Here is a 14039-nt window from a genome sequence, read left to right on the forward strand (position 1 = left end):
GTGTTATGGCTCTTATTCACAGCGGTCGGGGTTCGCGGAGGTCGGGCCGGGCGGTCGTCCGCCCGGCCCGGGGGACGGTCAGGCCACCTTCTCCACCGAGGCCCACTCGACCTGGTTGAGCAGGTTGATCTCGACGCCCCTGATGTGCTCCGAGAACGCCGCGTTCATCCGGTAGTAGAAGATCGGGATCATCGGCAGGTCGCGGAGCAGGAGGTCGTCGGCCTGCTGGTAGTACTTCAGGCCCTCCTCCAGGGAGGCGGCGGAGTCGCCCTTGGCCAGCAGCTGGTCGAACTCGGGGTTGGAGTAGCCCGCGTAGTTGGAACCGGTCCTGATGGCGCCGGTCGAGAAGATCGGCGTCAGATAGTTCTCCGCGGACGGGTAGTCGATGAGCCAGCCCGAGCGGAACATGCCGGTGTACTGCTTGGCGTCGAGCCGGTCGAGGATCTCCTGGAACTTCTCGACCTGCTCGATGTCGACCGTGACCCCCAGGTTGGAGCGGAGGTTGTTGGCGACCGCCTCGATCCACTCCTTGTGGCCGTTGTCCATGTTGGAGCCGAGCTGCAGCGTCTTGGGGCCGTTCGCCTCGGCGTAGAGCTTCTTGGCCCCGTCCGGGTCGTAGACGCAGGCGCTGCAGGCGCCGGGGCGGTAGCCGGGCAGCAGCGGGTTGATGAAGTCGTCGGCCGGGGCGCGCGTGCCGGAGAAGACCGTCTCGGTGATGGTCTTCCGGTCGATGGCCATGGAGATCGCCCGACGGATCCGCGGGTCGTCGTAGGTGTCGCTCGCCACGAGCGGGAAGCCGACGTAGCCGATGCTGGCGTCTTCCTGGTCGATGTAGCGGTCGCCCAGCTCGGCCTTGGCGGTCGAGATCGCCGCGGGCGGCAGCTGCTCCTGGACGTCGATGTTGCCCGCCTGCAGGTCGTTCCAGGCGGTCTCCGCGCTGTTGTAGATCTTGAACTGCAGCTTCTCGAACTTCGGCTTGTCGAGCGGGAAGCCCTGGTAGCGGGTCAGGTTGATCGTCTGGTCGGTGCCCTTGTTGTAGGGCCCGTCGATCTGGAACATCCCCTGACCGATCGGCTTCTCGGCGTACGCCTTGGTGATCTTCCCGTCCCCGCCGAAGGCGACCTTGGGCAGCGGGTAGAACGCGCTGTAGCCCAGCATGGTCAGGAACTGGGAGAACGGCTGCTTCAGGGTGACCTGGAAGGTCGTCTTGTCGATGACCCGCAGGCCGCTCATCTTGTCGGTCGCGGGCTTCTTGCCCTCGCCGGGATTCAGAGCGTCATACCCGCGCACGCGCGCGAAGAAGTAGTTGGTGCTCTGCGCGTTCTCCTGGTTGGCGGCGTAGTTCCACGCGTCCACGTAGTCCTGCGCGACCAGCTTCTCCTTGTTGTGCCAGGTGAAGTCGTCCTTGATCTTGATCGTCCAGACGCGGTTGTCGTTCGTCTCGATCGAATCGGCGACGTACTCGACGGGCTTCTTCTCCTCGTCGTACTTCACCAGCGGAGCGAAGATCGCGGCCAGGACCTCGGCCCCCTCGGACTCGACGGTGTCGCTCGGGTAGAACAGCTTCTGCGGCTCACCGATCCTCATGCGCACGGGCTGATCGGCGTCGGCGGCGCCGCCCGCGGACGTGACGCTGCCACACGCGGCGAGCCCCAGAGAGAGCAACGCCGCCCCGGCGATGATCTTTGCGCCCTTGAAGACACGCATTTGTGGTAAATCCTCCCTTTGCAGGCGAGCGTCGAGACTGAGCACCGCCATCCGGGGGCAGCGTCGCGAAGGGTGTCGCCCCCGCATCCCACTGGCCCGGCCAACGCACTGACGCCACACCGGTCGGACGCGACTATTCCGCACCGCTCCACACCGGGTCGTCTCCGGGATGTTGCAGTTCGGTCACACGGACGCCGGTGCGCCGTCATACCACAACCAGTCCAGACCGACATAAACCCAAAATCACCCTAAAGGAGACATTTGCGTACATGTAGCGCGGGAATGGTCACGCCAACATACCTTCCCCGCCAGAGTGGGCGCGCCATTGCCCGCAGCCGACCCCCGCCTGGGCTACCGTTGACCGACAGTCACGCGCGGCGGCTGACCGCGTCACGCGAGACAGGGGTGAACCGGGGGCAGGAGGACAACTCGCGCAATCGATGTGGAACCTCTCATCTCCGTCTCCCGTCCAATGTCCGGCGGAGCCCCGCCGCAGGCATGTCATCCACCCACATCCAATAGAGTCCTAGCCATGAGCCAGCCGGAATCCGCCACCGCGGACGCCCAGGCGGGCGGCCCGAGCGACGGCACCCCCTCCGCGGGGCAGGAGCCGCTGGCCAAGCTCGCCGAGCGTTACGGACTTCGGCGTGCCATCGCACGCCCGAGTCTCCCCGTCTACCTGCGCCAGTTGTGGGAACGACGGCACTTCATCATGACGTACGCCACCTCGCGCAACGTCTCGAAATACAGCAACTCCGCCCTCGGCCAGCTCTGGCAGGTCCTGACCCCGCTGCTCAACGCCGCGATCTACTATCTGATGTTCGGCCTGATCCTCGGGGCGAGCAAGGGCACGGTGAGCGACTACTATCCCGAGTTCCTCATCACCGGGATGTTCGTCTTCACCTACACCCAGCGCGCGGTGAGCGGCGGCGCCAAGTCGATCTCCAGCAACCTGTCGCTGATCCGGGCCCTGCACTTCCCGCGCGCCGCGCTCCCGCTGGCCTACACGATCCAGGAGTTCCAGCAGCTCGTGATCTCCATGGGCGTGCTGGTCGTGCTGGTGCTCGTCACCGGCCAGCCGCTCACCTGGCTCTGGCTGCTCATCCCGGTCGCCCTGCTGATGCAGACCATGTTCAACATCGGCGCGAGCCTGGTCCTGGCCCGCGTCGGCGCCACCGCGCGCGACCTGAACCAGCTCCTGCCGTTCATCATGCGCACCTGGCTCTACGCCTCCGGCGTGTTCTTCTCCATCGGGGACAAGGTCACGAGCTCCGCCGGGCTCCCTCAGTGGGTCGCGGACGTGATGTATTTCAACCCCGCCGCCGCCTACATGGAGCTCATGCGCCATCTGCTCATCGCGCAGCACGAGATCCGGCCGTACATCTGGTTCGTTTGCGTATTCTGGGCAGTGTTCGCCCTGCTCGGCGGCTTCTGGTACTTCTGGCGAGCCGAGGAGAAGTACGGTCGTGGCTGAGTTGACGGAGGAGCTGTCCCGCGTGAAGGCCGAGGAGCCCGGCGTCCCGAGCACGGACGTCAGGGTGCACCCCAACCCGGAGCCCCCCCGCCATCCCCGCGCGGGCACTCCCACCGTCGTCGTCGACGACCTGCACATCATCTACCGGGTGTACGGCGCCGCCACCGACGCGGAGAAGGGCAACGCCGCCAACGCCCTCATGCGCCTGCTCAAGCGCCAGGGCCGGCCGCAGATGAAGGAGATCCACGCCATCCGCGGCGTCTCCTTCGTGGCCCACCACGGCGACGCCATCGGCATCGTCGGGCGGAACGGCTCGGGCAAGTCCACCCTCCTACGGGCCATCGCGGGCCTGCTGCCCCCGCACTCCGGCGCGGTCTACACCGACGGCCAGCCCTCCCTGCTCGGCGTGAACGCCGCGCTGATGCGCGAGCTCACCGGCGAGCGCAACATCGTCCTGGGCTGCTACGCCATGGGCATGAACCCGGCCCAGGTGAAGGACAAGTTCGACGACATCGTCGACTTCTCCGGCATCGGGGAGTTCGTGCAGTTCCCCATGTCCACCTACTCCTCCGGCATGGGCGCCCGGCTCCGCTTCGCCATCGCCTCGGCCAAGAAGCACGACGTGCTGATCATCGACGAGGCCCTGGCCACCGGCGACCGCGAGTTCAAGCGCAAGAGCCAGGAGCGCATCAAGCAGATGCGCGCGGAGGCCGGCACGGTCTTCCTCGTCGCGCACAACCTCGACGTGATCGAGGAGACCTGCAACCGGGTCATCTGGCTGCACAAGGGGAAGATCAAGATGGACGGCGACCCGAAGACGGTGCTCGCCGCCTACAACAAGGCCTGACGACGGGGCAAGATGAGGAGCGTCCTGAACGACGCTCCCATCGGAGGTGAATCGTGTCGCCACGGCCGCCGATTCCGTACGACTTCCTGCCCCGGGTCCCCGCGCTGACCGTCGAGAGCGACGACATCCGCGACGGCGAGACCCTGTCCGACGCCCACGTGTTCGACGGCTGGGGCATGAGCGGGCAGAACATCTCGCCGCACCTGCGCTGGTCGGGCGCTCCCGAGGGCACCCGGAGCTACGCGGTGACCTGTTTCGACCCCGACGCCCCCACCGGCAGCGGGTGGTGGCACTGGCTCCTGTACGACGTCCCGGCCGACGTCACCGAGCTGCCCCGGGGCGCGGGCGCCGCCGACAGCGGCTTCGGCGTGCACGGCCGCACCGACTACGGCGCCAACGAGTACGGCGGCGCCGCCCCGCCCCCCGGCGGCCCGCACCGCTACATCTTCGCCGTCCACGCCCTGGGCGTGGAGAAGCTCGGCCTGGACGCCGACACGCCGCCCGCGGTGGTGGGCTTCAACATCACTTCGAACACCCTCGCCCGCGGCTACATCGTCCCCGAGTACGCCGTCTCCGGCTGACCGGGCCCCTCCGCCGGGCCCGGGGATCGAGATGCGATTCCCGGGTCCGCCCGCCCTTCCCGGCCCCGTAACGCGCTCCCCGGGGTCGGTGCCGCCGTACGGCGAGTCGTGAGGCAATGGACTGACAGTGGGACCGGCGTTCCGCTATGATTCGAACGTTGTTTCGATCAGGGGGTTTGAACCCAAGGAAGCCGTCATGGAGTGGGGGCGCGCGATGCGAGAGCTGTCCACCGCGATCGACCACCTGGCAGCAGAAGACCCATCCGAGATCTCCCGCCTCCAGCTCGCCGAGCAGCTCATCGAGCTGCACTGGCAGATGGCCAGGCTCCAGGCCCAGATCGCCCGCCGCACCTCCGTGCGGATCCCCGGGTCCTGAGAGCCTGCTTCCCCGGGCCGGAGAGAGGCACCCGGACATCCCTCCGGGCGGAGACACACCGCACAGAGCACGAAGAGACCGGCCGGTGCGCACCGGCCGGTCTCTTCTTCTGTCCGCTGTCCGCCTGTCCGGGCTCCGCCGTCACTGGGCGGTGGCGGCCCTCCTGCTCGCGCTGTCGACGGCGTCGGCCACGGAGTCGACGAGCCCGGTCGTCGAGGAGGCGGCCTGCGCGCCGGTGTTGCTCACCAGCGGGGCGAGCTCGTCGATGGAGGCCGACCCGGTGACCGGCGCGACCGCGCCGGTCACCGGCGCCACCTCGTTCGGGGTCACCGCGCTGACCGCGGGAGCCAGGTTGCCCCCGGTTCCGGGGCCCTGCGGGAGCGCCTCGTTCACCCCGTGGACCAGGCCGTCGACGGCGCCGCGCTGGTTGCCCAGGCCCTCGGCGCCCTCGGCGGTGCCCTGGGCGTTGTCCGTCAGGCGCCCCAGGGAGGACGTCGCGTCGGCGGCGGTGCCGGTGAGGCCCGAGACGCTGTCGACGGTCTGGCCGACCGGGCCCGTGCCGTCACTGACGCCGCGCGCCGGAGCGCCCCAGGTGATGTTGTCGGCGGAGACGCCCAGAATCCTCTCGACGGCGTCCGTCCCGGTTCCGACGACGCCGTCGGCGGTCATGGTGCCCTGACCGCTGCCCAGGCTGCTCAGCGCGGCGCCGCTGTCGAACAGACCGCCGGAGAGCCCCTGGATCGCCGCGGCGACGGTGCCCGCCGCTCCATAGCCGTCGAGGGTTTCGTCGGCCGTCTCCGCCTGGGCGGGCGAGCAGATCGCCGCCGCGAGACCGAACGCCGCCACGGCCACAGCCGCTTTGATGACTCGCTTCATGATTGCCTTCCCAGCTCGTAACGGCGCCACTCCTCCTGGAGATCCGGGAGGTTTCCAGGAAATCCAAGAAAGCAGCGCCTGAGACCCATTTCACCGGCGGGCGCGATGTGGAAAATTACACGGAACACCCCCGGCCGGAAGCTGCTCCGGCATTTCTACCACCCGCTCAAGCGACTTCCGAGCCGGTTTACGATGAGCAAACCTCTCGCTGGCACTGCGGATATGTCCGCAGCGGGGACGCCCCGGCAGGCCAGGTCAGGCCGTCCGAAGCGTCCCGTAAAAGCGGAAATAACAGTGAGAAGGACTGCGCCCCCTCAGGCTTTATGCCGGAAATACCGTAGAAGTCCGAGGCTGCCATTCAGACCATGAACGGCAAGTCCGGTGCAAGGAACAGGAAAGCGGGGGCCACCGGTCCGGGAACGGAGTTTTCCCGGACCCGTACCCCCGCTTGACCGGAGCATCACGCGGGCAGCGCCTGTACGACCGCCTCGGGCTCGAACGGGAAACGGTCGGCGAAGGCCGGCCTGAGGTCGGTGAGCCACACGGCCTCGGGGTCGTACCGGGCGAAGAAGGGGCGGCCGACCAGTTCGGGGTCGCGCGCCTGGATGAGATGGAGGACGAACACCTTCTGCCCGGCGATCTCGGTGACGCCGTCCACGCACACCTTGCCGGGCGTGGCCGACATGGAGGGGCCGCGCACCGTACGGCACAGCCCCGAGACGCTCGCGTAGGCATCCCGGAAGATCCCGTAGGCGCGCGCGAGCGGGACCGCGAAGTAGTCCTGCGGTCCGGTGTCCCGCTCGACGAACATGTAGTACGGCACCATGCCCAGTGTGAGCTGGCGCCGCCACATCGAGGCCCAGATCCCCGACTCGTCGTTGATCGACCTGATCAGCGGCGCCTGGGTGCGGATGATCGCCCCCGTGCCGAGGATCCCGGCCACGGCGGCCTCCACCACCGGGGGTTCCATCTCCCGGGGGTGGGAGAAGTGCGCCATGAAGGCGAGGTTCTTGCCCGCCTCCACCACGGAGGAGAACAGGCGGAGCGTGTCGCCGGCGTCCGGGTCCGAGACGAACCGCTGCGGCCAGTAGGCCAGCGACTTGGTCCCGATCCGGATGGATTCGATCTGCTCTATCTCCAGCAGCGGCTCCAGGTAGCGGCGGAGCACCGGCTCCCCCATGATCATGGGGTCCCCGCCGGTGAACAGCACGCTGGTCACCTCGGGATGTTCCTTGAGGTAGCCGATGAGGCCCTCGACGTCGTCGGAGGCGAACTTCAGGTCGGGCTCGCCGATGAACTGCGCCCACCGGAAGCAGTAGGTGCAGTAGGCGTGGCAGGTCTGCCCCTGCTTGGGGAAGAAGAGCACGGTCTCGGGATATTTGTGCTGCGTGCCGGGGAGCGGCTCCGTGCCGACCTTGGGCACGTTGAGTTCGAGCTGTCCGGCGGGATGCGGGTTGAGCCGCATCCTGATCTCGGTTGCGATCGCCTGAATCTGCGCATTTGGGGCGCCGGACCGCAGGAGACCTGCCAGTCTGGTGACGTCAGCCTCGGGCAGCATGTCCGCCTGGGGGAAAACCAGCCGGTAGATGGGGTCCTCGGGGACGGCCGACCAGTCGATGAGCTGGTCCACCACGTATGCGTTCGTGCGGAAGGGCAGCACGGTCGCCACCGCCCGGATCCGGAGCCGCTCCTCCTCCGGGAGACCGGCTCGCTCCAGAAGATCGTCGAGATGCTTGGCGGTGTAGGCGCGGAACCCGCGCGTGGAGCCCTCTTTCAACATCACCAGGCTTTTTCCTTCCGTTTTTTGTCCTTCTCCGCGTAAACCTCTTGGCGTAGTCGCGCGTCTGTAGCGCTTATATACCGGACGTGACACCCACCGCCCCCGGTTCCGCATGTCCGAAACCTCATTGGCATACAGTCCGTCCCGCGCCCCGCCCCCGCGCCCCCACCGGCGGCGGCCCGGCTGGAACCTTCCAGGCGAAACCTGAGCACCCCGCTTGTTTAACCCGCTGGTAACCGCGCCTACGATGCGGAGAGCCGACTCCCGCGCGAGGTGACCGTTTGCCTGATACCGCCACTCCCGGTGTCGCCCCCATCGCCCTGGACGCCATGGGCGGCGACCACGCCCCGGACGAGATCGTGGCGGGCGCCGTACAGGCCGTCAGGCAGCACGGGGTCCCCGTCGTCCTGGTCGGCTCGCCCCGCCCGCTGTACGAGGCGCTGACCCGGCACGACGCGACCACCGAGATCCCGATCGTCCGGGCGGAGGAGGTCCTGACGATGGACGAGGGCGCCCTGGCCAGCCTGCGCCGCCCGCGCTCCAGCATCGCCGTCGCCTGCCACCTGGTACGGCGCGGCGACGCCTCCGCCGTGGTCTCGGCCGGCTCCACCGCCGGCATCGTCGCCACCGGCAAGCTCCGGCTCAAGAGCCAGCAGGGGGTGCTCAGACCCGCGATCGCGGTGGCCCTGCCGACCCGCCCCACCCCCTCCGTGCTCCTGGACGCCGGGGCGAACGCCGAGGTCAAGCCGGAGATGCTGGTCCAGTTCGCGCACCTGGGCGCGGCCTACGCGGAGACCGCGCTGGAGATCGAGAAACCCCGCATCGGCCTGCTGACCATCGGCAGCGAGCCCGGCAAGGGCAACAAGCTCGTCAGGCGGGCGCACGAGCTGCTGTCGGCCGCCCCCGGCCTGGACTTCGCGGGCAACATCGAGGGGCACGACCTGCTCACCAAGGTCGCGGACGTCATCGTCACCGACGGCTTCACCGGCAACGTGGCGCTCAAGGCCATCGAGGGGAGCGTCCGCTACGCCTTCACCGAACTGCGCGAGACCATCCAGGAGAGCCGCACGGCCCGGCTGGGCGGCCTGCTGCAGCGCAGGCGCATCCGGGAGCTCCACCGGCGGCTGGACCCCGAGGAGCACGGCGGGGCCGTACTGCTCGGGCTGAACGGCACCGTGGTCATCGCGCACGGATCCTCCCGCGCCCAGGGCGTGAGCGCCGCCTGCGCGCTCGCCGCCACGATGTCCCGGCAGGGCGTGGTGGCCCGCATCGGCGAACGCCTCGTCGCCGCCCACCGGCCGCACCGCCTGTGGCGATCCGCCCCGCCCGGCACGCATGGCACGGACGCCCCGATATGACAGGAGATCGTGAGCACGCTACCGATACCCTTGATTCATGACCGACCCGCAGCTCTTCCTCACCGAGCGCGTCCAGCAGGCGCTGGCCGCCGCCTTCGGTCCGGAGTTCTCCGACGCCGACCCGCTGATCCGTCCCTCGCAGTTCGCCGACTACCAGGCGAACGTCGCGATGAGCCTGACCAAGCGACTCGGCCGGAAGAACCCGCGGGAGGTCGCCCAGGAGATCGCCGAGCGGCTCACCGGCGCCGCCTCCCCGGGCGCGGCCAAGGTCAGCGGACCCGACTTCCCCGGCACGGTCGAGGTCAGCGGCCCCGGATTCCTCAACATCACGCTCGACGACGCGTGGATCGCGGGGCAGGCCACCGACGTCCTGGCCGACCCGCACACCGGCGTGGTGATGACGGACTCCCCGCAGACCGTCGTGGTCGACTACTCCGCGCCCAACGCGGCCAAGGAGATGCACGTCGGCCACCTGCGCACGACCATCGTGGGCGACGCCCTCGTCCGCGTGCACGAGCACGTCGGCAACAAGGTCGTCAGGCAGAACCACCTCGGTGACTGGGGCACCCCGTTCGGCATGCTCATCGAGCACCTGCTGGACATCGGCGAGGAGGCCGCCGTCGCCCAGCTCGAAGCCGGCGAGGGCAACGAGTACTACCAGGCCGCGCGCGTGAAGTTCGACTCCGACCCGGAGTTCAACAAGCGCGCCCGGGCGCGGGTGGTGACCCTCCAGGCCGAGGAGCCGGAGACCATGCGCCTGTGGCACATCTTCATGAACGCCACGGTCCGCTACTTCAACAAGGTCTACACGCGGCTCGGCGTCACCCTCACCGACGACGACATCGCCGGCGAGAGCATGTACAACGCCGCGCTCCCCCAGGTCTGCGACGAACTCCAGGAACGCGGCATCGCCGTGATCAGCGACGGCGCGCTCTGCGTCTTCCCGCCCGGCTTCACCGGCCGGGAGGACCAGCCGCTCCCGTTCATGATCCGTAAGAGTGACGGCGGGTACGGCTACGCCACCACCGACATGGCCACGATCCGCTACCGGGTCCAGGACCTCAAGGCCGACCGCATCATCTACGTGATCGGCGCCACCCAGGCCCTGCACATGTCGATGTTGTTCGCCTCCGCCCGGATGGCGGGCTGGCTGCCCGAGCACGTCCGCGCCGAGCACGTCCAGATCGGCAGCGTGCTGGGCAGCGACGGCAAGATGTTCAAGACCCGGAGCGGTAAGTCGATCAAGCTGCTGGAGCTGCTCGACGAGGCCGACGTCCGCGCCGCCGCCGTGATCGCCGAACGCGAGTACGACGACGCCGCGCGCGCCGAGATCGCGCACGCGGTCGGCATGGGCGCCGTCAAGTACGCCGACCTGTCGGTCAGCCACGACAGCGAGTACGTCTTCGACTTCGACCGCATGCTCGCCCTGACCGGCAACACCGGCCCCTATCTGCAGTACGCCACGGCCCGGATCCGCTCCATCTTCCGCAAGGGCGGCGTCGGCCCCTCGCAGGCCGCCGGCCCGGTCGTGCTCCGGCACCCCGCCGAGCGCGCCCTGGCGCTGCGCCTGCTGGGGTTCGGCGCGGCCGTCGCGGAGACGGCCGAGGATTCCGCCCCGCACAGGCTGGCCGCCTTCCTGTTCGACACCGCCAGCGCCTTCACCACGTTCTACGAGAACTGCCCGGTGCTCAGGGCCGACGTCGAGGAGGAGACGCGCGCCTCCCGGCTCGCCCTGTGCGGACTCACCCTGCGCGTGCTGGAGACCGGCCTCGACCTGCTCGGAGTCCCGGTCCCCGAGCGTATGTGAGCCCCCGCCGGATGATCGCCCCGGTTTCCCAAATCGGGCCGATCATCCGGCAAAGACGGGTTCGGCGCGCCTCGCTGCGTGATTGTCCGGGGCGCACTACGCTGGCGCGGTCAACGGACACGACGTCGAAAGAGTTCTCCTCACTTGAGCATGGACCTGACCGCGAGCCCCGACACCAGGACGGAGTTGCATCGCTACGCCGAGGCGCTCCTGGCGGATCTCGCCGCCGCCGGTGGCTCCCTCGCGGGCACCCCGCCGGAACTCGCCGACGTGCCCGGTTACTGGCTCTCCCCCGCCGTGGACGCCCTGAACGCGCTCATGCGCGGCGACGACGCGCTGGAGTCACTCGGCCGCGCCGCCCAGCGCGACTCCCAGAAGACCGCGCTCTTCCTCTGCCTCGCCCTGGCCGTCGCCGGCCAGGGCGACCGCATCCACGCCTCCTGGTTCGGGACCGCCTTCGGCGAGCTCTCCCCGGACCGGCCCGTGACCCACGGCCAGCGGGCGCTCTGGCTCGCCGCGGCCCGCGGGGCGTACGGCCCCGCCGGGAAGATCTTCGTGCTCCGCAAGCTCGACGCGGTGTCCCTCTTCTCCGGCCGCTCCTCCGGCTCCCCGGAGCCCGCGGAGTCTGCGGAGCTCGCGGAGCTCGGCACCTCCGGGAGCGCAGCGACGGCCTCGAACCCTACGGGTTCCGCCGGTTCCGGGGGCTCCGCGGGCTTCGATCCCGGGCCCTGGCTGCGGGCGCTGACTCCGGACGAGCCGTCGATCGTGGTGCCGCCGTCCCTGACCGACTTCCCCGAGCTCGCCCAGCTCCCCGCGCTGGCCCAGCCGGTCCACTCGGCCGCCCAGCTCGCCCGGCTCCGCAGCCGCTGCGTCGAGATCACCTCGGCCCGCACCGACCGGGAGCACGGCGGCGGACGGCTGGTGAACCGCTCGCGCACACCCGCCGCCGCCTGGGCCGAGGAGGAGCCGCTGGCCGTCCTGCGCCGGCTGATCGGCTCCGGCGGTCCCGAGGGCCCGATGAGCTCGCTCACCGGTCACCTCCTCGCCGACCTGCGGCCCGGAGCCGACCCCCGCCTCACCACGATCGCCCTGCACGTGGCCGCCCCGATCGTGCGCGACGCCGCCGAGAACCTCGCGCGGGCCACCCAGTCGGCGCCCCCCGAGTCGGTCACCCTCCCGCTCCTCGGGCACGACGTCGTACTCCGGCCGGAGGGGCCCGACCCGGCCTCCCTCTCGGCCGCCGAGGAACGCATCGTCACCGAGGGCGTGCCCGCCCGCGGCCTGCCGTGGGCGGCCCACACCCTGATCGCCGTCGCCGCGGTGCTCGTCGTCACTGCCGTTCTCGTCCCCCTGGCGTCGCCGGAGACCGCGCTGCCGGTGCCGCTCGCCGCCGCGGTGCTCGGGCTGGCCGCGGCCGCCGCCGGAGGACACCGGCTGTGGCTGCGCCGCAGGCAGGAGCAGGCGGACGCCGAATACGTCACCGCGCAGGTCGAGGAACTGCGCGAGCTGGCGGAGAACGCGGTGTGGGCGCTGCATGAGTACGCCAGGGAGGCCGAGAAGCGCGCCCGGGCCGCGACCACAGACCTGGCCGAACTGACCAGGCTGCTCCGCCGCGGCCCCCGTGCCGGGTAGCGGAGCGCTTCTCCTCCGGGCGCACCCGGAAGAACCCTTCAGACGTCCTCAAGCACCCGGGCGCCTCAGGCGGTGGTGACCTCCACATCGGCGGGGGCCAGCAGGAAGACCTTCTCCGCGATCCGCTCGATGCGGCCGTCACAGCCGTAGGCCAGGCCGGCGGCGAAGTCGACCATCCGTGTCGCCTCGGCGGTGCTCATGCCGTTGACGTCCATGATGACCGTCTGGCCCTCGCGGAAGTGCCTGCCGATGGTGGGCGCGTCGTTGTACTTGCGCGGCGTCAGCATCACGATCCGGGAGGGCTCGATCACCGAACGCCAGCGCCTGGCCGCCCGCTCGGAAGCGGACTCCCAGTCCTCGCCTTCGACGTGCTCGACGTCCTCCCCGTAGTCATACGAATCGTCATAATGCTCTACCCTGTCCAGGCCAAGGTAGCTGGCTACCTTGCGCACTGCCCCCATCGGCTCGTCCTTTCCGGAAGAGGCCCCGGCCGTACCGGCCTTCAGTCTCTCCCTCCACATTGGACGCTAACCGACGCTCAGAAGTTCACGGCGCGACACGCCCAGTATGTATTTCCATTTTGTGTGACGGGCGTTCTCTCGTGCCAGCCAATATGATCCCCGCCAATCCCGGCCCGCGACATCGTCCGGAGATCCTCCAGGGAATGCCCGCCACAGCAAAGATCAATCACGTGACGCCCTACCATCGCATCATGCGGATCTACACGGTGGACGCCTTCACCGACCAAGCCTTCCACGGCAATCCCGCGGGGGTCTGCCTGCTGGACTCCCCGATGCCGGACTCCTGGATGCAGTCCCTCGCCGCCGAGATGAGGCACTCGGAAACCTCCTTCCTCCTCCGGGGCGAAGACGGCGGCCCGTACTCGCTCCGCTGGTTCACGCCCGCGGTGGAGGTGGCGCTGTGCGGCCACGCGACGCTGGCGACGGCGCACGTTCTCTACTCCACCGGAGCCGCCTCCGGAACGGTGGAGTTCTCGACGAAGAGCGGCATCCTCTCGGTGACGCGGGATGGGACCGGTCTGATCACCATGGACTTCCCCGCGAAGGCCCTTGAGGAGGCGGTCCCGCCGCCGGGCCTCGTCGAGGCGCTCGGCGTCAAGCCCGTCTGGGTCGGCAAGAACGAGTGGGACTACCTCGTGGAGGTCGAGAACGAGGAAGCGGTCCGCGCGGTCTCTCCCGACTTCACCGCCCTGGCGGCCGTGGACGCCCGCGGGGTCATCGTGACCGCGGAGGCGGCCGGGAGCGGCGCCGACTACGTCTCCCGGTTCTTCGCCCCCCGGGTCGGCGTCCCGGAGGACCCGGTGACCGGCTCCGCGCACTGCGCCCTGGCCCCGTACTGGACGCACCGGCTGGGGCGGGACGTCCTGACCGGCCGACAGCTATCGGAGCGCGGCGGCACGGTCCGCACGACTGTACGGGGTGACAGGGTCGAGCTCGCCGGCCGTGCGACGACCGTGCTCTCCGGGGAGCTCCACATCTGAGCTCTCCCGCTACGGCACGCCGCAGCGCAAGGACCTCTGACCGGCGGGAGCAGAGCCTGACCGGCGGGGGCACGGGACTGCTTCCGGTCCCGTGCCCCCG

General features: G+C 69.5%; 12 protein-coding genes. 8 read left to right on the plus strand and 4 right to left on the minus strand.

From position 1 onward, the window contains the following. Positions 1 to 78 precede the first annotated feature (78 nt). Positions 79 to 1707 (minus strand): peptide ABC transporter substrate-binding protein, encoded by a 1629-nt coding sequence (locus Plo01_RS24535; RefSeq protein ID WP_203893018.1) that lies wholly within the window; start codon positions 1705 to 1707, stop codon positions 79 to 81. A gap of 532 nt (positions 1708 to 2239) precedes the next feature. Between Plo01_RS24535 and Plo01_RS24540 the strand changes: the two genes are divergently transcribed. From Plo01_RS24540 to Plo01_RS24555, 4 genes are all read left to right on the plus strand, one after another. Further along, positions 2240 to 3181 carry an ABC transporter permease gene (locus Plo01_RS24540; protein WP_203893019.1) on the plus strand — a complete coding sequence of 314 codons (942 nt, stop codon included), beginning with the start codon at positions 2240 to 2242 and terminating at the stop codon, positions 3179 to 3181. Beyond that, the gene (locus Plo01_RS24545; RefSeq protein WP_239316946.1) at positions 3174 to 4028 is read left to right on the plus strand and encodes an ABC transporter ATP-binding protein; all 855 of its coding nucleotides are present in this window, start codon (positions 3174 to 3176) and stop codon (positions 4026 to 4028) included. Before Plo01_RS24540 ends, Plo01_RS24545 begins: the two co-directional genes overlap by 8 nt. 53 nt (positions 4029 to 4081) lie before the next feature. Continuing rightward, positions 4082 to 4609 (plus strand): YbhB/YbcL family Raf kinase inhibitor-like protein, encoded by a 528-nt coding sequence (locus Plo01_RS24550; protein ID WP_203893020.1) that lies wholly within the window; start codon positions 4082 to 4084, stop codon positions 4607 to 4609. Between the two features lie 196 nt (positions 4610 to 4805). Next, positions 4806 to 4985, plus strand: a complete 180-nt coding sequence (locus tag Plo01_RS24555; RefSeq protein ID WP_203893021.1) for a hypothetical protein — start codon at positions 4806 to 4808, stop codon at positions 4983 to 4985. A 141-nt stretch (positions 4986 to 5126) separates the two neighbouring features. On the opposite strand, the gene Plo01_RS24560 is transcribed toward Plo01_RS24555, so the two are convergent. Next, on the minus strand, positions 5127 to 5861 hold the full coding sequence (locus Plo01_RS24560; RefSeq protein WP_203893022.1) for a hypothetical protein: 735 nt from the start codon (positions 5859 to 5861) through the stop codon (positions 5127 to 5129). 460 nt (positions 5862 to 6321) lie between these two features. Further along, on the minus strand, positions 6322 to 7641 hold the full coding sequence (locus Plo01_RS24565) for a KamA family radical SAM protein (protein ID WP_203893049.1): 1320 nt from the start codon (positions 7639 to 7641) through the stop codon (positions 6322 to 6324). Between the two features lie 281 nt (positions 7642 to 7922). On the opposite strand from Plo01_RS24565, the gene plsX reads away from it, so the two are divergent. The 3 genes from plsX to Plo01_RS24580 all read left to right on the plus strand — a co-directional run bounded on the left by plsX (position 7923) and on the right by Plo01_RS24580 (position 12438). Then, positions 7923 to 8999, plus strand: coding sequence for a phosphate acyltransferase PlsX (plsX, locus tag Plo01_RS24570; RefSeq protein WP_203893023.1), 1077 nt, complete (start codon positions 7923 to 7925; stop codon positions 8997 to 8999). A 37-nt stretch (positions 9000 to 9036) separates the two neighbouring features. After that, complete coding sequence (gene argS, locus Plo01_RS24575) at positions 9037 to 10806, plus strand: arginine--tRNA ligase (RefSeq protein WP_203893024.1); 1770 nt, start codon at positions 9037 to 9039, stop codon at positions 10804 to 10806. Positions 10807 to 10956: 150 nt separating this feature from the next. Further along, positions 10957 to 12438, plus strand: coding sequence for a hypothetical protein (locus tag Plo01_RS24580; RefSeq protein WP_239316956.1), 1482 nt, complete (start codon positions 10957 to 10959; stop codon positions 12436 to 12438). A 65-nt stretch (positions 12439 to 12503) separates the two neighbouring features. On the opposite strand, the gene Plo01_RS24585 is transcribed toward Plo01_RS24580, so the two are convergent. Next, on the minus strand, positions 12504 to 12899 hold the full coding sequence (locus Plo01_RS24585; RefSeq protein WP_203893026.1) for a cell division protein SepF: 396 nt from the start codon (positions 12897 to 12899) through the stop codon (positions 12504 to 12506). A 251-nt stretch (positions 12900 to 13150) separates the two neighbouring features. Between Plo01_RS24585 and Plo01_RS24590 the strand changes: the two genes are divergently transcribed. After that, positions 13151 to 13939, plus strand: coding sequence for a PhzF family phenazine biosynthesis protein (locus Plo01_RS24590; protein ID WP_203893027.1), 789 nt, complete (start codon positions 13151 to 13153; stop codon positions 13937 to 13939). The last annotated feature ends 100 nt before the right edge of the window (positions 13940 to 14039 follow it).

Origin of the sequence: Planobispora longispora, from assembly GCF_016863135.1 — a bacterium.
GTDB lineage: Bacteria > Actinomycetota > Actinomycetes > Streptosporangiales > Streptosporangiaceae > Planobispora > Planobispora longispora.